This window comes from Streptomyces sp. NPDC016309, assembly GCF_043077235.1.
GTDB lineage: Bacteria > Actinomycetota > Actinomycetes > Streptomycetales > Streptomycetaceae > Streptomyces.
Genome location: NZ_JBIBSG010000015.1, coordinates 21,303 through 37,837, shown reverse-complemented (window position 1 = coordinate 37,837; position 16,535 = coordinate 21,303). Strand labels below are relative to the sequence as shown.

Genomic DNA, 16,535 nt, shown 5'->3' with positions numbered 1-16,535 from the left:
GAGCGTCCGGTCGAGTCGCTGGTTGATGGCGTTCAGGAATGGCGTTCAGGACAGCTCATGGGCGGCGGATGCCTCCGGCGGTTGGGGCTCGTTCGCGGTCGGCGGTAGCCCCGTGAGGAAGGTGCGTATCTCGTCGGCCTCGGGCACGACGAGGGCGGTGTAGAGGTCGAGCGCCTGGCGGGCGTGGTCGCGGGCGAGGTCGATATGGCCGAGGTCGCGGTGGACGTGGGCCAGGCCGTCATGGGCGCGGGCCTGCTCGGGGCGGTAGCCGGACTCGCGGGCGAGGGTCAGTGCGGAGTCGTGTTCCGCCGCGGCCCGGTCGAGGTCACCCATGGAGCGGGCGGCTTCCGCGAGGGCGTTGAGCGACTCGGCTTCGTCTCCGGGGAAGTCGAACCTGCGGCTCAGCTCCAGGGCCTGGTGATGATGACGCCGGGCCTCGTCGTAGCGGCCCTGCCGTTGGTACACCAGCCCGATGTTGTTCAGCACGACGGTCTCTCCGATGCGGGATCCCGTCTCGCGGTGGACGTGCAATGCCTGCCGGTGGTTCTCGTGCGCGTCCTCGTACCGTCCCTGGCGTTCGTGGACGATGCCGAGGTAGGTCAGGCATCTGGCTTCACCACTACGGTCCCCCAGCTCACGGAAGAGCATGAGGGCCTGCGCGCCGTGATCACGGGCCTGGTCGTATTCCCGTCGCCGCGTGGAGACGGCACCGAGGGCCTGCAGTGCATCGGCCGCTGCCCTCCGGTCGCCGATCCCGCGCGCGAGGTCCAGGGCGTGCCGGTAGTGCTCGGCCGCCTTCTCGTAGGCGCCGTGCCACCAGAAGTGCACCTGGCCGAGGTCGATGAGCGTGCGGGCTTCGGCGGCCGTGTCACCGCTGTGGCGGGCGGCTTGCAGTGCCAGATCGTCGAGGGCCAGCGCGTCGGCCTGGTGGGCGTGGCCCAGCAGGTAGCGGTGCAAGGTGGCGGCCAGTCGACTCGTGTGGGACAGCCAGCCGTGCTCGGCGGCGTACTGGCCGGACGCCATGAGGTTCGCGCGTTCGCTGTCCAGCCAGCCGAGCGCCTCGGGCTCGTCCCGTGGGGGCGAGGTCGGGAAGTCCGGGGCGGGGACCCGCGGCCTGCGGTTCTTGCCCTCGGGGTAGAGGTGGTCGACAGCCGTGACGGCGGTGTGGAGATAGTGGTGGAACAGTCGGCCGAGGGCCTCGCGCCGGGCGTCGGGAGCCTCCTCGGCGGCCGCGGTGGCGAGGGCGTGTTCGCGCAGCAGGTCGTGGAAGGTGTAGCGGCCGAGCTGGTGCTGGGTCAGGACGTGGGCGTCCAGGAGGTCTTCCAGGAGCGTCTCGGCGTCGTCGAGCGGGAGGCCGGCCAGCGCGGCTGCCGCCTCGGGGGTGATGTCCCGGCCCGGCTGGAGCCCCACGAGCCGGAACATGCGCTGCTGGTCCGGGGTCAGCTGCTCGTACGACAGCGTGAACGCCGCCGCCACCCCCCGCTCCGCCGTGGCCAGCTCGGAGAGTCGGCGGCGCTGGTCGCGGAGCCGGTCGGCCAGGTAGGCGACGGTCCAGCGGGGGCGATGGTGCAGACGGGCGGCGGCGATGCGGACGGCCAGCGGCAGGAATCCGCACAGTTGCAGGACATCGAGGACGGCCAGGGGTTCGGCGGCCGCGCGCTCGCCGACGATCGCGGTGAACAGCTCCACGGCGTCCGCGGCGGGCAGCACGTCCAGGGACAGCGCGTGCGCGCCGTCCAGGTCGGTCAGCCGCCGGCGGCTGGTGATCAGGACGAGGGTGCCGGAGACCCCGGGCAGCAACGGGCGGACCTGGTCGGCGCCGAGAGCGTTGTCCAGTACGGCCAGCACGCGGCGGCCGGAGAGTTCGGACCGCCACAGGGCGGCGCGGTCGGCGAGCGATGCGGGTATGTGCTGTGCGGGCAGGCCGAGTTGGCCGAGCAGGATTTCGAGCGCCGCACCGGCGTCGAGCGGCGCCTGGCCGGCGGTGTGCGCCCGCAGGTCGACGAAGAGCTGTCCGTCCGGGAACCGGTCCGCGAGGCGGTGTCCCAGGTGGACGGCGAGCGTCGTCTTGCCGACCCCGGCCATCCCGTCGATCGCCGAGATCGTCACGACGCCGGCGTTGTCGCCCGACCACAGGCGGATCAGCCCGTCGAGCTCGTCCTCGCGTCCGGTGAAGTCCGGGACGTCGTACGGCAGGAAGCTGATTCCCTGCGGCTTCGCCGGAGCGGTGACCGGCGGCCGCAGATCGGGGGCGTCCCGCAGGATGTCCTGTTCGAGCTTGCCGAACGCTTGTCCGGGGTCCAGTCCCTGCTGGTCGGCCAGGGTCTCCCGGAAGGTCCGCGCCACATGCAGCGCGTCCGTCTGGCGTCCGGCGCGGTGCAGGGCGAGCATCAGCTGGCAGCACAGCCGCTCCCGCAGGGGGTTGGCCGCCGCGTGGACGGACAGTTCGTCGATGAGGTCGTCGTGCCGCCCTCGGGCCAGTTCCAGGTCGGCCAGGCGCTCGACGGCGGTCAGCATCTGCCCGTTCAGACGTGCTCTGGCGCTCTCGGCGTAGTGGGCGGTGATGCCGGCCAGCGGCTCTCCCCGCCACAGTGCGAGCGCGGCACGTATCCGGTCCACGGCGGGACACGGGTCGTCGGAGGCGGCCGGTGCCTTGGCGGTCAGGCTGGTGAACTCGTCCAGGTCGAGTTGTCCCGGCTCCAGCGCGATCACGTACCCGGCCGGGCGTGTGGCCAGCAACCGGTCGGCGTCCGCGGCGCGCAGCATCCGCCGGATCGCGGCGATCGTGGTCTGGATCTGCGCGCGGGCGGAATCCGGCGGCAGCGGCCCCCACATCGCGTCGATCAGGCGATCCGTACTGATCACGGACCCGGCGTGCAGCAACAGATAGGCCAGCACGGCACGGTGCCGAGGGGCCAGGCCGGGCACGTCGGAACCGGGCGCCACGGCCTCCACCGGGCCGAGGATCGTGAACCGCATGCCGTCACTCCAGGGTTCGCCATCGCGTGCATCGAAGAAGCATCGGGAATGTATCAAGATCCACCGGCAGGGTTACCGGCATGAAAGCACTCCACACCGTCGAACCGGAGAGCGCGACCGGTGAGACCGCGGCCCTGTTCACCGCCACGCACCAGGCCCTCGGGCTGGTCCCCAACCTGGCCAGAGTGATGGCCAACAGCCCGGCCGTGCTGGAGGGGTACCTGGGCGTCGTCACCGCCCTGAATACGCGGGGAACCCTGCCGGCGGACGTGCGCGAGAGGATCGCGTTGCTGGTGGCACAGGAGAACGGGTCCGACTACTGCCTGTCGGTGCACGCCTTCTGCGGAACCAGGCTGGCCGGGCTGAGTGCCGCCGAGGCCACCCGAGCGCGCCGGGGCACGGCCGACGACCGCCGGATCGCCGCCGTCCTGGATCTGGCCGCCGTGGTGCTCCGTGAGCGCGGGAGCGTCACCGACGAGCAACTGGCCGCGGCCCGGCGGGCCGGCCTGTCCGACGGACAGGTCGTCGAGGTCATCGCCCATGTCTCTCTCAACGTGTTCACCAACTACCTCGCCACGGCTGCCCGAGTCGACATCGACTGGCCGCTCGTGCGCCACACCGACTGAGAAAGCGCGGCGCCGACTCGCTCCGAGCCGGACCGCCTCACTGGGATCGCCCGAGCCCCTCGACCACGAAAGCCATCACCTTGACCACTTCCGTACACGTCCATTCGCTCCAGCGAGTCTCGCCCGCCGAGGCCACCGCATGGCATCAGATCGTCGCCGCCTCGACGGCCCACGATCTGCCCGGAGCACCGGTCCCCGACCTCGGACAGATCCACGCCCGGCTCACCGGGCCCACTCTCCGCAGCCGCCTGCTGACCTGGCTGGCCACCGGGGCGGACGGCATCCCGGTCGGCGTCGCCGGCCTGCGGCTGTTCACCTCCCCCGGCCAGGAGCACCTGGCCGAGCTGGAACTCCACGTCGACCCCGCACACCGCCGCCTGGGCGCCGGCTCCCTCCTGCTGTCGGCGGCCGTGGCGGCCTGCCGGGCCGAGAACAGGCGCAGCCTGATCACCGCGGTCGCGGCCGACGGTCCGGGCGAGGGCTTCAGTGAGCGCCACGGCTTCCGCCGGGCACTCACCCTGGACCACCTCGTCCTGCGCCTCGACGAGCCGGCCGTGGCCGGCCTACCGCGGATCGCCGAGGCCGAGCACCCCGGCTACCGCCTGACCGGCTGGACCGGAACGGTCCCCGACGACCTCGCCGACGCCTTCGCCGAAGCCAAGAACGCCATGAACGACATGCCCGTCGGTGACCTCGACTACGGCAGCGTCGCATGGGACGCAGACCGCGTGCGCGCCATGGCCGAGGTGGTCGCCGGCCGCGGCGACACCCTGCTGACCATCGCCGCCGTCCATGACGACGGCACCATGGCCGGCTACACCGAGATCCTGCTTCCCCGGGGCGCCGGGCCTCGCGCCCAGCAGTACGACACCGCCGTCGTGCCCGCACACCGCGGCCACGGGCTCGGGTTGTGGATCAAGGCCGCCATGGCGTGCCGGCTGCGCGCCGAACATCCCGACGTCGTCGAGATCGAGACGGACAACGCCGAGGACAACGCCCACATGCTCGCGGTCAACCGTGCCCTGGGCTTCCGCTCCTACCGGCGCACCCGCGAAGTCCAGCTCGACGTGCCGGCCGCCTGATCCGTACGGCCGGATTCTCACAGCAAGATCGTTAAGGCATGATCATCGAAGGTCAGGCCATTCGGCACGGCCATGACGGCCCGCCACGAGACGGGATCCGCCCCGATCCGTCCTCCCTCTCGCAGGATCGAGCCAGTCCATGCGCAAGCTGACCTACTACATCGCCGCCACCCTCGACGGCTACATCGCCGGTCCCGACGACCAGTACGACTTCTTCCCCTTCGAGCGTGAGGAAGCCGCCGCGATCCTGGCCGACTTCCCCGAGACGCTGCCCGCACCCGCACGCGAGCCGCTGGGCATCGCCGATCGCGCCGCCGAGCGCTTCGACACCGTCATCATGGGCCGCGCGACGTACACCCCCGGCCTGAAGCTGGGGTGGACCAGCCCGTACGCCCACCTGAAGCAGTACGTCGTCTCCCGCACGCTCACCAGTCCCGATCCGGCGGTGACCGTCGTCGACGACCCGGTCGCGCTCGTCCGTGAGCTCAAACAGCAGGACGGCATGGACATCTGGTTGTGCGGCGGCGGCAAGCTGGCGGCGGTACTGCGCGACGAGATCGACGAACTGATCATCAAGCGGCACCCCATCGTCCTCGGCTCCGGCATCCCCTTGTTCGACGGCCCCTTCACCCCGACGCGCTTCGTCCCGGCCGGCACGCGCGCCTTCGACTCCGGCCTCACCATCACCCACCTCACCAAGGACCCGTCATGAACGTCTCCTCCTCCACCCTCTCCCTGACCGTCGCCGACGTGGACGCCTCCCGCGCGTTCCTGTGCACCCACCTCGGCTACGAGGTGGCCATGGCCGACGACGGCTTCGTGTCCCTGACCCGCGGTGACGCCGCCGTCGACGTCGTCCTCCTCCGCAGAGGTACGGACGTCCTCCCGCCCGAGCAGCGCGACCAGCGGGCGACCGGTCTCATCCTGGCCCTGACGGTCACCGACCTCGAGGCGGAGGAGGACCGGCTGCGCGCGGCGGGCGCCCCCATCACCATGCCGCTGCGTGAAGAACCGTGGGGCGAGCGGCTGTTCCAGATGACCGACCCGAACGGCGTCGTCGTCCAGCTCGTGGAATGGGCGGCCACCTCCGACGCCGCTGGTCCGGCCGATCCGGCCGAACACGACGAGAGCACCGCCGCGATCGTGATCACGCCGTCCACCGACCACGTCACCGTCTCCCCGAACGCGACCATGGCCGGTCTGGCGGCCGCCAGCCGTGGCGGCACGGAACTCAGCACCTGGACGGTCGCGATGGACGCCGGCGCCACCGGACCCGAGCACTCCATCAGTCGTGAGCAGGTCTGGACGGTCACCGCGGGTGTGCTGGAAGTGACCTGCGGCGGCCGTACGGACAAGGTCATGGCCGGCCAGACCCTGATCCTGCCGGCCGACCGCCTCCGCCGGATCCACGCCCCGGAACAGGCCGAGGCCCACGTCTCGATGCGCTCCGACGGGGTCGCCTCCGTTCCCGGCACCGAGGGCACCCGTGAACTGCCCTGGGCTCGGTAACTCAAGAAACACAGGTAACACCATTCGCTACCCGGGTCGTACCTCAGAATGGCCGGGGCCAAGGAACCACGGAACACAGGAGATTCAAGAAATGCGTGTGCTGTTGTCGACATATGGGTCGCGTGGCGATGTCGAACCGCTGGTGGGGCTCGCGGTGCGGCTGCGGGAGCTCGGCGCCGAGGTGCGGGTGTGTGCGCCGCCGGACGAGGTCTTCGCGGAGCGGCTGGCCGGGGTCGGGGTGTCGGTAGTGGGTGTCGGGCCGTCGGCACGCGCGCTGATGACCGGGGCTCCGCCGCCGTCGAAGGCCAACCTGCCGCAGCGCGCGGCCGATCTGATCGCCGGCCAGTTCGAGGTGATACCCGCGGCGGCCGAGGGGTGCGACGTGCTGGTGGCGACCGGCGCGATGCCGGCCATCGCCGGGGCGCGGTCGGTGGCCGAGAAGCTGGGCATCCACTACGTATCAGCGATCTTCCAGCAGCTGACCCTGCCCTCACCGCAGCGCCCGCCGCTGGCGTACCCGGGGCGGCCGTTCCCGCCGGAGGTGACCGACAACCGGGCGCTGTGGGACCTGGACGCCCAGAGCATCAACGCGCTGTTCGGTGAGGCGCTGAACACCAACCGGGCGTCGATCGGCCTGCCGCCGGTGGACAACGTCCGCGACTACGCCTTCGGTGACCGGCCGTGGCTGGCGACGGACCCGGTGCTGGACCCGTGGCTGGCGACGCCCGACCTCGATGTCGTGCAGACCGGCGCCTGGGTGCTGCCCGATGAGCGGCCGCTCCCGGCGGAGCTGGTGGCCTTCCTGGACGCCGGCGCGCCGCCCGTGTACGTGGGCTTCGGCAGCATGGCCGTACACGCGGGGGAGGACGCGGCCCGGGTGGCCATCGAGGCGGTTCGCTCCAACGGCCGCCGGGTGCTCGTCGGGCGCGGCTGGGCGGACCTGGGCCTTGTCGACGACCGGGACGACTGCTTCGCCGTCGGCGAGGCCAACCACCAGAAGCTGTTCGAACGGGTGGCCGCCGTCGTCCACCACGGCGGCGCAGGCACCACGACCACCGCCGCCCGGGCCGGCACACCGCAGGTGGTGGTACCCCAGTTGGCGGACCAGCCGTACTGGGCCGCCCGAGTGGCCGAACTGGGCATCGGCGTAGCCCACGACGGCCCCGTTCCGACCGTCGAATCCCTGTCGGCCGCGCTCGAGACGGCCCTCGCTCCGGAGACCAGCAGCCGGGCGAAGTCCGCGGCCGACACGGTCCGCACCGACGGGGCAACACTGGCGGCGCGACTGCTCCTCGACGCCGCACGCTGATGAACCCGCGGCGGGACCTGGAGACCGGGTCCCGCCGCACCCTTGCCGACCAGGCCGGCGCCCACGGCAAGGAGACGCACGACATGCGTGTGTTTCAGTTCGAAGGTCTGTTCGGCAGCGAGTGGTCGTCCCGTCCGAAGCTGACTCTGCTGCCCGAGTGCTTCCTCACCACGCCGGAACTGGAGGAGCGCACCACCGCTGTCGACGTCCCCAGCGCGAGCGACCCGTCAAACGCCACCGTCCGCTCCACCGTCCACCCGGCGGCCGGCCAGGCCCAGGGACTCACCACCCAGGTAGTGCTCGTGGCGGACCTGCTGGACAAGCAGGGTGCTACGGATGACCGGCCGGGCAACGGCAAGATCGTTGGGCCGTCCTGAAAGCGGCGCGGACCGGCGAGGCGGTCCGGGCCGGCTGCCAGGCTACGGAGTGACAGTGCGCAGGGAAGGGGCGAGTTACGTAGCCCACGTTTCAGTCGCCGTTTGAGCAACGGCGCGTGGTGATCCGTTGACCCCGGTAACCGGCGACCATCCCTGAGCCGGCGAGTGAGCGAGGTTCGCACATGTCCAGCACCCTCCAACGCAGCGCCCGGCGCTGCTACGTGGCCGCGGGCAGCCACCCAGCAGGCCGACCGGGCAGAGCTGACTTCCAGCGACTCGCGCACTGATCGGTCGGTCCCATGGACTACTGCGTTCCTTGCCGCCGCCCTCTCAACAACACCGTGACGTGCCCGGAGTGCGGGGCGTACGACGATGACATCGCATTGCCGGGCGGATCGGGCGACGGCGCTCCGGCGGTCGACACTGCGGCGATGGAAGCCTCCTTCGGCCTCGGACCAGACCCCGTCGAACCACCCGCGCCTTCCCCGGCGATCCCCACTCCCCGGAAACGGGCCGCCGAGAGCGAGACCGCCCCGGCCCCGGCCCCGGCCCCGGGCCCGGCTTCCCCGGCCGACGTGCCCGAGGGCCGGCGCCGTCACGGCGCGCCGCGCTGGAAGAAATACGGCGCCCGTACCCTCGCCGCGGCCGCGTTCACCATGCTGGGCGGCATCGCTGCCGGCGCGGTGTTTCCCGACCCGACAGCCAGGCCCCAGTCCGCTGACCTCCCCGACGCACCACCGGGCCCGGAACAGTCACCCACCGAACCGCCCCAAGGGCGCGCCCCCGCACCGCCGCGTGCCTCAAGTCCACCGGAACGTGCGGTCACGCACCCCGCCAGAGGCACCGGCCGGGATCGCGCTGGCGAGGTGACCCGACCGCCTCGCGCGACAGTCACGCAGCCGCAATCACCCTCTCCCACGGCTCCTCCCGCCACCCCGACTCCGCCGCCCGCGACTCCAACCCCGGCCCCCCGCCCGTCCAGCGGCCGCCCCAGCCCCTCGCCTACCCCGACGCCACCATCCACCCCGCCGCCGACTGCCACACCAAGTCCGAGCCCGAGCAGCAGTACCGGCACCCCACCCACGGCCGACCCCACCCCGAGCCCTACCGTCAGGCCGCTTGCCGATGCGCTGCGCGGTGGTACGGAGTGGCTGTTGCCGCGTTGACAGGGGGAACCTCCGACGAGGTCCGCAGCACCCGCACCCGCCGCAACGAAGCGCCAGGCGACGGGTCGCGGACCTCGTCGGCCCAGTACAGCGCTCTTGGCACCAACACCTCGCCCTCCGCGCCGCAGCACGGTCGGGAGCAAGCCCGCGAACACGCACCCTCACGACGGAGTCCGGTCACCGACTCGCCCGCCTCCCTCCCCTCACCCAGCCACGCCGTGCACGGCGCCATGGCCTGCTCCAGCATCGGCTCCTTGCGGTCACCCGCCCCATGGCCGGGCCACGCCGGCCCCCTTGACCGGCACCGCGGTGCTCGGTCGCCGTCTTCCTCGTGTAGTCGGCGGCGCGCTCGTGCTCCTGATCCTCGCCGGTCCTGGTCGGTCCTGACGCCGAAGGTGCCACCCTGGCGAGGCCTGTGGCGCCGGGCCGGGTGGCGCCACTCCTGAACCGGTGGCGGGGATGTTGCACGGCGCGGTCCGCATGCGGTCGGCGGGCGATACCAGCGACCCCGTGCCGGGTTCCCTTGACGGCTTCGGAGATCAGAATCCGTTGCCATACCGATCATGGAGTCTGTCGATCGAACGGAGGTCTCGATCGGGTGATCGCGGGCCCTGCCCGACATGAGACCAGGGCCTGGCGGTATACGGGGAAAATCCAGGGGAGCGGACGGCCGCGCGCTGCTACGGTCGGGCGCCATGAGCTGGCTTCCCGATGACTTCGTCCACCCCGTCCTGGTACCGCTGCCGGGCGGTGGCCATCACCTGCGGCCGATCCGGGAGGCGGACACCCCGCTCGACTATCCGGCTGTGATGGGTTCGCGCGAGCGGCTGTGGACCATCTTCGGCCCGGCCTGGGGCTGGCCCGCGGCCACCATGACCTACGAGGCCGACCAGGCCGACCTGTTGCGGCACGAGAAGGAGATCGCCGCACACCAGTCCTTCAACTACGCGCTGTTCGACGCGGCGGAGACAGCTCTGCTCGGCTGTGTCTACATCGACCCACCGGAGAGGGCCGGCGCGGACGGCGAGATCTCCTGGTGGGTGGTGGACGAGCTGGTGGGCAGCAAGGTCGAGCAGGCCCTCGACGCGCTGGTGCCGCAGTGGATCGCCGCCGACTGGCCGTTCGAGCAGCCGCGCTTCCTCGGCCGCGAGATCTCCTGGGCGGACTGGCTCGCCCTGCCGGAGCATCCCGACACGTAAGTGGTTGTTGCCCGTACGATCGGGTGATGCGGCGGCTTCCGCGCGTGAAACAGGGCCTCCAGGTAGCTCGGGGGTGCGATCTCATTCCGAGTGGTTCCCGGAGGCCCTGTTGTCTCAGGTTAGTACGCCAGTACGCAGCCACCAGAAGCACCGGGTCCTCCAGCGGAATCCCCCACTGTCGGCCCCGCCGAGCGACGTCGGCGCCTTCCCGTCGCAGGGCACGCACCACCCGGTTGCACTGGCGCGGAGCCACACCAGTGAACGGGGGGCTATCCAGGACGGCTCCGACGCTGTGATCACGCGTGACACGGTCGAGATCATCGCAGAGCAAGATCCCCTACGGGACAGCCCATAGCCACTGCTCGGCCACAGCTCGGTCCGTGGTCGTTGGGCACAGCGTCCACGGCGGCGCCGGGGCGCGCCCGGTGAACAGCTCTTCCAGGATGGTGCGGCGCTCGGCCCGTTAACCACACCGGTGACTCCGATTCCGGAGCGAGCTGCTCCATGTTCCCGTGTCTTGCGAATCAGGCGCACCATGACGTCTGGCACCGCGCCGCCCGCGTTCCCCTTTCAGCGGGCCGCCCACGGGACACGGCAGCGGTGGGAGGCCGTCCCCTCCGGGCACAGGGCCGCGATCACCGCGTTGCGGAGGGTTCGACGCCTCCGAAGGGAACACACCAAGCGGACACGCAACTCGATCGGCTGCCGAGCGCCACTGCTGCGGGCGGGATGTTCCACGGCCCACTGCTGCGCCAGGAAGTCGTACGCGTCGGCGGGTGACGTCTCGCTCACACCGACGATCCGGGCGCCGAGGGAGCCCACGGCGTCCTCGACAAGCGTTTTGACCCAGGCCAGCCCCTCCGTATCCGCGTACAAGCCGAACGTGAGGTCGCGCGTCCTCATGCCGCCGCCCCTGTGAACCAGGAGTGAACCGGCGCGAGGGTGGATGACGGGGGCCATCCGTTGACCGTCGCCAGGAGCTGCCAGTAGCGCTCCACGAGCGGGTCGGTGCTCGTTCGCAGGCGGGCGAGGAGCCAGCCGCCCAGATTGCTCTCCTCGGCATGCTCGAACGCTTGGGCGTAGAGCTCTGCCAGTAGGTCGGCTGGGGATGAGTCTGCGGCGGAGGCCGGAAACAGCCCGGCAGCCACAGCCTCGTCGATCCGCTCGCGCATCGCCGGGTTGAGGGCCTCTTGCAGCGCGATGCCGTCCATCCGGGAGAGTTCTTCCGCCTGGTCCTCGGCTGTCCGCCGGATCGCACGACGGAAGTCCGCTGTCTGGCAGAGTCCGGCAAGTTCCACCCACGCATCGACCTGCTCGGGCGTGGGGCCTTCGGGTAGTTCAGGCAGAACCGATTGCATCAGGCTCACGACCTCGGCATTGGTGTGGTAGCCCGTGAACGCTTCGTCGATGAAGTCGGCCACGAGTCGGTGGCGTTCGGTCCGGGAAAGTGTGGCAAGTCGGTGCACGAGGTCCATCTCCAGAGGAGTAGGGCGGCTGCGTCCGGCAACCGCTCGAAGAAGGGCGCGGCGCAGGCGCAGGGTACGGATCTGCACGTCCAGGGCGTCGGCGTGCGCTTGCATGACCTCCGACAGGGACGCCTCCCGGTCCAGTACCTTGCGCACCGTGGCCAGGTCGAGCCCCAGTTCGCGCAGTGTGCGGGCCAGCTCGAGGCGCGTAAGTGCGTCCGGACCGTAGAGCCGGTAGCCCGCCGGGCTCCGGTCGGTCGGCGGGACGATGCCCCGGTCGGAGTAGTACCGGATCGTCTTCACCGTCAGTCCGGTTCGGCGGGACAACTCTCCGATGTGAAAGTGCGTGTCGCTGCGCATGCCCCCAGCCTTTCGTCTCCCCCTACGGGAGACTCAACCGGGGCGGACACAGAAGGGCTTAGGCCGCCTCCTTGCTTCACCACGGCTGCTTGCACCTCGCCGCACTTCATTCCGCCCCCATCCTTTTCTGGACCGCCGCGTGACCCAGGGCGGCGACCAGGTCGGGGAAGTGATGCTGGCCACCGGCGCGGGGGAGTGTCTCGCGGGCCTCGGGGAGCCTCGGCTCCACCGGCGGCCGCAGCACCATCTGCCGTTCCCCTTCGGAATGTCGTTGCTGGTGCCCGCCCCTCATGGGGCGTCAACGGGGGCGGGCACCAGCTCGCGGGGCGGGCCCGAGAGCTCCCGTCCTGGCATCACGAACCACCGGGGCCGTACCTCCGGCCTACGCCGCCGGGGCGGGCCCGGCGAGAGGTGACGGCGCGTCCGGCTCCACCACGTCCCTCGTCCGGGTGGACCGGGCGGAGGCGGCGAACCGATTCCCCGGCCCGGGCCGTCGCTTCAGGACATGGACATCGGCGAGGCAGACATCGCCGAGCCGGGGCTGGTGGCCCTGGACGTCACCGCCGACGAGGACACCGTCGCCGAGGTGAGGGAAAGCCCTCCAGCAGCTATGGCCGACCTCCGGCGTCACCCTGGTGTGGCGGACCCCCGGCGAGCCGGGAGCACAGGCCCGGGTGTACGCCGACGTACGTCCCCACCCCGGCGACGCCTGAAGACGCGTGCCCGGCAGCGAAACGTAAGCAGAACGACCGGCCCGTGCGCCGGAACGTCCATCCGGTGAACCTCCCGGCCCGCGCGAGTGAGCGGTCCTCGGACCTCTATGCGAGGAAGGCGTCTGCGCCACACGGTTACGTCGATGACGCTGTCGCAGTGAACCTCGCCTGTCGGCGTGAGCCGCGGAGCAGACAAGGGGAACCCCATCCTTCGACCGGACGGAACGGTCCGTGACCATCGCACAGGAGGAGAAGTCCATGGCGAAGCAGACCTTCGATCCCAATAGGCTCACGTTCGAGCAGGGTGTGGAGCGCATCAAGAACGCGGTCCGCGAGAGCGGACTCGACGTCGAGGGCCGCATCATCACGTCGAGGGATCCGGGCGTCGAGAAGGCGCTCAAGATTCTCGAAGTGGACAATGTCCCGCCGGGATTCCGCAAGTGGCAGCTTCCGGTGTACCTGGCCTGTGAGTCCCAGCTTTACATCACGGTTGCCGAGCCAGGTGCACAGGCATCCCCACACGCGCACAACGACGGTGCCGGCATCCGGTTCATCGCGAGCGGGTCGATCGCCTACAACGGCCATGAGCTCACGGCCGGGGACTGGATGTACATCCCCGCGGGGACGGAGTACTCCTTCGAGGTCGGCCGTTACGGCGCGCTGATGTGTTACTGCTACTGCTGCTCTTGCGCCTGAGCAGGGCCTTCCGTGCCGCGGGCGACAAGAGGGCCCGGCACTTGTTCAACACCTGATGCGTCAGCTCGCTGCCCGATGAGGCGTCGGGGCGCCGGGGATTTTTCGTCCAGTCGGTGCGAGGGCCTTTGCGGTCAGTCCGGGTGGCGCGGGTGGCCGGCGCCGAACCGGCTGCCCGGGTCCGGCCGTATCCCTGCCCGACGCGAACCGCGCGCACCCCTGGGCCGCATCTCCCGCCGGTGATCCGCCCGCCCGGCCGCCTGCTCGCACGGTCCGCGGCCACGGACCGGTCAGCCGGACTTACGCCCGCTCGGCCCTCGGCCGACCCCCGTGGTGTGGCCCGGGTTCGCGTAGCGGCGTGGTTGCGGATATGGGCGGACAGCACATCGTCACTCTGATTGCAGAGAGTTACTTTCCGCTTCGTCGTAGCTTCGGAAGAGCAGGGCCGGGTCAGCCCTGCTCCTTCGCCCTCGCCGCGTAGACGGGCACGTACTCCTGGCCGGAGACCTCTGCTATGGCCTGCACGATCAGGTCGGAGACAGCCCTTCGGGCACCGGCGTCAGCGGCGGAGTCCTCGTACAGGGAGAGGTCGACGGGCTTACCGAAGGTGACCTTGACCTTGGCCGGACGCGGAAACACGCGCCCGGGTGGCAGCACGCGGTCGGTGCCGCTCATGGCCACCGGTACCACGGGCGCGCCGGACTTGAGAGCCAGCCATGCCACGCCCGTCTTGGCCCGGTAGAGCCGGCCGTCCGGGGAGCGTGTGCCCTCGGGGTAGATGCAGAAGACGCCGCCGTCCTTCACCACCCGAAGACACGCGTCAAGCGAGGCCACCGCCGCCCGCTGGTTCTCGCGGTCAACTGGAACCTGCCCACTGCCCCGCATGAAGGACGAGACGATCCGCGTCGGCCAGGAACCTCCCTCAAAGTACTCCGCCTTCGCCATGAAGGTCACCTGTCGGTCCAGCACCAGCGGCAGGAAAGTGGAGTCCACGATGGACAGGTGGTTGGACGCGAGAATGACGCCGTTCGACTGAGGCACATTCTCCAATCCCACGGCTTCGAGCCGCGCCGCGATACGCAGCACCGGTCCGGTCAGCCGCTTCAAGTGCTCATACATCAATTCGTTCCTCTATTGGATCTGTGCCGGGCTCGCGGCGTGCGAACGCTGATGCAGGCTGGGCTGCGCCACCAGCAGAACGGTGCCGTCCAGTGCGACGATCACCGCCCCGGCCACGCTGACGAGAAGCGGGACCGAGCGTCACAGCCGCCTGGTCATGAGGCCATCGGCCCGAGATGGGCGTCCAGCGCAGCTTCGATCAGCCGGCCATGACTGTCGGAACTCTCGCCGCCGTGGGCGAGTTGCAGGCTGCCCCAGGACCACAATTGGGCGATACCGTGCAGGTTCGCCCACAGGGCGGCCGCGGTGACGGCCGCCGAAGGCTCCAGCGCCTGCGCCCGGCACCGAGCGACGAGCTCGGTGACGCGCTGGAACATCGGGAGCGTCGCCTCCCGCAGCCGAAGCCCGTCCGGAGTTCCACGCTGCTCGCCGCTGTCGAGCAGGTCGTGACGGAACATCAACTCGAACATGCCGCGCCGTTCCAGTGCATAGGTGACATACACCCGCGCCAGCGCCGCCAACTCATCACGTGGCACGGTAGTCCCGGCCGTGGCTGCGGCGGACCGCGCGCCCAGCTCCTCGAAGCCTCTGCGCGCGATGGCCGACAGCAGCGCCCGGTGTGTCGGAAAGTAGCGCCGCGGCGCACCGTGCGACACACCTGCCCGGCGGGCGATCTCCCGAAGACCAACCGAAGCGGTGCCCTCAGACAGCACCAGCTCTACGCCGGCATCGACCAGTCGTTCCCGCAGGGGCCGTTCAACATCCATAGACAGTGTCTACCAGACATTCGTAGACAGCGTCTACCGGTAACTCGTCGGCGCAGACTGAGGAGGTTCGCGTGGTGCCGTGGTCAACGCGAGACCACGCGCTGAAGCCGCGGGAGAGTGTCGAGGGCCTTCAGCGCGGCGCGACGCATGACGGGACGCCGGGTAGCGGCGCTGCGGAGCCGGGTCACTGCTTCCATCTGTGCCCGGCGCGCCTTGGCCGCAACGGTGGGGCGCTCCACCCAGCCCTCTGCGAGAGGGACGTCGGAGGTTTTGATGGTGTTCTTGAACGGCTCGGTTCCTTTGCCGAGGTCGATGCGCTCGATGCCTGCGGATGCCGCGGCCTCCGCCACCTTCATGCGCAACAGCATGCCTGGTGAGAAGTGGGCTGCGGCCGGGTCGTAGGTGGAGAACCAGTCGTGCATCAGACGCCTCGATCGCAGCCCGAAGAGCCAGGCGATCGGCCGGTCGCCCGCGTAGAGCACAGACAAGATGCCTGTGCAGGTCGCTGCCTTGGTCGAGCGCAGTTCCCGCAGCAAGGCGACGGTACCGGGCCGGGAGAAGAGGTCCACTTGACCCTTCGCCCGGTAGTGGGCGGACTTGTTCCGCATGAATGCTTCAAGGGATCCGGGACTGTGGTCATCGAAGACGAATCGCACATCGCCTACCTGGTCGCTCAGTTGCCGCTCGGCACGCCGCAGTCTCTTGGTCCTGTTCGCCGACCAGGCGAGTGCGGAGAGGTAGGCATCAAATCCTCGCCAGATATCGATGACGGGGGAGCCTGTACGCAACTCGACGCCGGTTTCGAAGGGCGTCTGCTCTTGGGTGAGATGGTCGTAGCGCCACAGGGTCAGCCTGCAGGAGCGGAGCAGGCCAACAGGGTCCCATTCGAGCCCGGGGTCGTGGATCAGGCCCTGGCAGTCACACACGCCACTGCCGATCGGCAGTCCCAGGCCGAAGGGCCGGCACTCGAACGGGAAAAATCCCACCGGTCCTGCTGCTTCGGACAGGACCGCTACACGGGCGCCGCGCCGCCAGTTGCCCACGGCCTGAGCGAACTCGGGGGAGAGGAAGGGGCTCTCCAGGACGGGTGTTGCCTCCTGCATCGCCCGCCAGGCCGCGGACTCGGCGGCACCGAGCTCGTCCGGGGCGATGACCGTGATATCCATGGTT

Annotated in this window: 15 protein-coding genes and 1 pseudogene; 9 read left to right on the top strand and 7 right to left on the bottom strand. The window is 70.4% G+C overall.

Translation table 11 applies throughout. From position 1 onward, the window contains the following. Positions 1–45: 45 nt before the first annotated feature. Positions 46–2,979, bottom strand: coding sequence for a BTAD domain-containing putative transcriptional regulator (locus tag ACF068_RS28965; RefSeq protein WP_392277251.1), 2,934 nt, complete (start codon positions 2,977–2,979; stop codon positions 46–48). Positions 2,980–3,059: 80 nt separating this feature from the next. Between ACF068_RS28965 and ACF068_RS28960 the strand changes: the two genes are divergently transcribed. The 7 genes from ACF068_RS28960 to ACF068_RS28930 all read left to right on the top strand — a co-directional run bounded on the left by ACF068_RS28960 (position 3,060) and on the right by ACF068_RS28930 (position 10,247). Continuing rightward, positions 3,060–3,605 (top strand): carboxymuconolactone decarboxylase family protein, encoded by a 546-nt coding sequence (locus tag ACF068_RS28960; protein WP_392277250.1) that lies wholly within the window; start codon positions 3,060–3,062, stop codon positions 3,603–3,605. Between the two features lie 80 nt (positions 3,606–3,685). Beyond that, positions 3,686–4,687: a GNAT family N-acetyltransferase gene (locus ACF068_RS28955; RefSeq protein ID WP_392277249.1), complete on the top strand. Its 1,002-nt coding sequence runs from the start codon at positions 3,686–3,688 to the stop codon at positions 4,685–4,687. A gap of 139 nt (positions 4,688–4,826) precedes the next feature. Further along, entirely contained in the window at positions 4,827–5,399 is a 573-nt protein-coding gene (locus ACF068_RS28950; RefSeq protein ID WP_392277248.1) for a dihydrofolate reductase family protein, read from the top strand. After that, positions 5,396–6,196 (top strand): VOC family protein, encoded by an 801-nt coding sequence (locus ACF068_RS28945; protein WP_392277247.1) that lies wholly within the window; start codon positions 5,396–5,398, stop codon positions 6,194–6,196. The genes ACF068_RS28950 and ACF068_RS28945 overlap by 4 nt, the downstream gene beginning before the upstream one ends. 91 nt (positions 6,197–6,287) lie before the next feature. After that, entirely contained in the window at positions 6,288–7,505 is a 1,218-nt protein-coding gene (locus ACF068_RS28940) for a glycosyltransferase (RefSeq protein WP_392277246.1), read from the top strand. An 83-nt stretch (positions 7,506–7,588) separates the two neighbouring features. Beyond that, a complete protein-coding gene (locus ACF068_RS28935; protein WP_392277245.1) occupies positions 7,589–7,882 on the top strand; it encodes a hypothetical protein in 294 nt (97 codons plus the stop codon). Positions 7,883–9,743: 1,861 nt separating this feature from the next. Then, complete coding sequence (locus tag ACF068_RS28930; RefSeq protein WP_392277244.1) at positions 9,744–10,247, top strand: N-acetyltransferase; 504 nt, start codon at positions 9,744–9,746, stop codon at positions 10,245–10,247. An 82-nt stretch (positions 10,248–10,329) separates the two neighbouring features. Here the strand turns inward: ACF068_RS28930 and ACF068_RS28925 are convergent. From ACF068_RS28925 to ACF068_RS28915, 3 genes and pseudogenes are all read right to left on the bottom strand, one after another. Continuing rightward, a pseudogene (locus ACF068_RS28925) lies at positions 10,330–10,556 on the bottom strand (IS5/IS1182 family transposase); the annotation flags it as partial. 261 nt (positions 10,557–10,817) lie between these two features. After that, entirely contained in the window at positions 10,818–11,150 is a 333-nt protein-coding gene (locus ACF068_RS28920) for a hypothetical protein (RefSeq protein WP_392277243.1), read from the bottom strand. Then, positions 11,147–12,073: a MerR family transcriptional regulator gene (locus tag ACF068_RS28915; protein WP_392277242.1), complete on the bottom strand. Its 927-nt coding sequence runs from the start codon at positions 12,071–12,073 to the stop codon at positions 11,147–11,149. The genes ACF068_RS28920 and ACF068_RS28915 overlap by 4 nt, the downstream gene beginning before the upstream one ends. Before the next feature lie 635 nt (positions 12,074–12,708). On the opposite strand from ACF068_RS28915, the gene ACF068_RS28910 reads away from it, so the two are divergent. After that, entirely contained in the window at positions 12,709–12,786 is a 78-nt protein-coding gene (locus ACF068_RS28910) for a hypothetical protein (RefSeq protein WP_392277315.1), read from the top strand. Between the two features lie 231 nt (positions 12,787–13,017). After that, a complete protein-coding gene (locus tag ACF068_RS28905; RefSeq protein ID WP_392277241.1) occupies positions 13,018–13,482 on the top strand; it encodes a cupin domain-containing protein in 465 nt (154 codons plus the stop codon). 447 nt (positions 13,483–13,929) lie between these two features. Here the strand turns inward: ACF068_RS28905 and ACF068_RS28900 are convergent, their stop codons facing one another. The 3 genes from ACF068_RS28900 to ACF068_RS28890 all read right to left on the bottom strand — a co-directional run bounded on the left by ACF068_RS28900 (position 13,930) and on the right by ACF068_RS28890 (position 16,531). Beyond that, positions 13,930–14,598, bottom strand: a complete 669-nt coding sequence (locus ACF068_RS28900; RefSeq protein WP_392277240.1) for a lysophospholipid acyltransferase family protein — start codon at positions 14,596–14,598, stop codon at positions 13,930–13,932. 155 nt (positions 14,599–14,753) lie between these two features. Further along, entirely contained in the window at positions 14,754–15,365 is a 612-nt protein-coding gene (locus tag ACF068_RS28895) for a TetR/AcrR family transcriptional regulator (RefSeq protein WP_392277239.1), read from the bottom strand. Positions 15,366–15,448: 83 nt separating this feature from the next. Then, on the bottom strand, positions 15,449–16,531 hold the full coding sequence (locus ACF068_RS28890; protein WP_392277238.1) for a GNAT family N-acetyltransferase: 1,083 nt from the start codon (positions 16,529–16,531) through the stop codon (positions 15,449–15,451). Positions 16,532–16,535 lie beyond the last annotated feature (4 nt).

Excerpts from the sequence above, each read along its gene's own strand:
- ACF068_RS28965 (WP_392277251.1), bottom strand. The coding sequence starts at position 2,979 with ATGCGGTTCACGATCCTCGGCCCGGTGGAGGCCGTGGCGCCCGGTTCC.
- ACF068_RS28960 (WP_392277250.1), top strand. The coding sequence starts at position 3,060 with ATGAAAGCACTCCACACCGTCGAACCGGAGAGCGCGACCGGTGAGACC.
- ACF068_RS28950 (WP_392277248.1), top strand. The coding sequence starts at position 4,827 with ATGCGCAAGCTGACCTACTACATCGCCGCCACCCTCGACGGCTACATC.
- ACF068_RS28945 (WP_392277247.1), top strand. The coding sequence starts at position 5,396 with ATGAACGTCTCCTCCTCCACCCTCTCCCTGACCGTCGCCGACGTGGAC.
- ACF068_RS28940 (WP_392277246.1), top strand. The coding sequence starts at position 6,288 with ATGCGTGTGCTGTTGTCGACATATGGGTCGCGTGGCGATGTCGAACCG.
- ACF068_RS28935 (WP_392277245.1), top strand. The coding sequence starts at position 7,589 with ATGCGTGTGTTTCAGTTCGAAGGTCTGTTCGGCAGCGAGTGGTCGTCC.
- ACF068_RS28930 (WP_392277244.1), top strand. The coding sequence starts at position 9,744 with ATGAGCTGGCTTCCCGATGACTTCGTCCACCCCGTCCTGGTACCGCTG.
- ACF068_RS28920 (WP_392277243.1), bottom strand. The coding sequence starts at position 11,150 with ATGAGGACGCGCGACCTCACGTTCGGCTTGTACGCGGATACGGAGGGG.
- ACF068_RS28915 (WP_392277242.1), bottom strand. The coding sequence starts at position 12,073 with ATGCGCAGCGACACGCACTTTCACATCGGAGAGTTGTCCCGCCGAACC.
- ACF068_RS28900 (WP_392277240.1), bottom strand. The coding sequence starts at position 14,598 with ATGTATGAGCACTTGAAGCGGCTGACCGGACCGGTGCTGCGTATCGCG.
- ACF068_RS28895 (WP_392277239.1), bottom strand. The coding sequence starts at position 15,365 with ATGGATGTTGAACGGCCCCTGCGGGAACGACTGGTCGATGCCGGCGTA.
- ACF068_RS28890 (WP_392277238.1), bottom strand. The coding sequence starts at position 16,531 with ATGGATATCACGGTCATCGCCCCGGACGAGCTCGGTGCCGCCGAGTCC.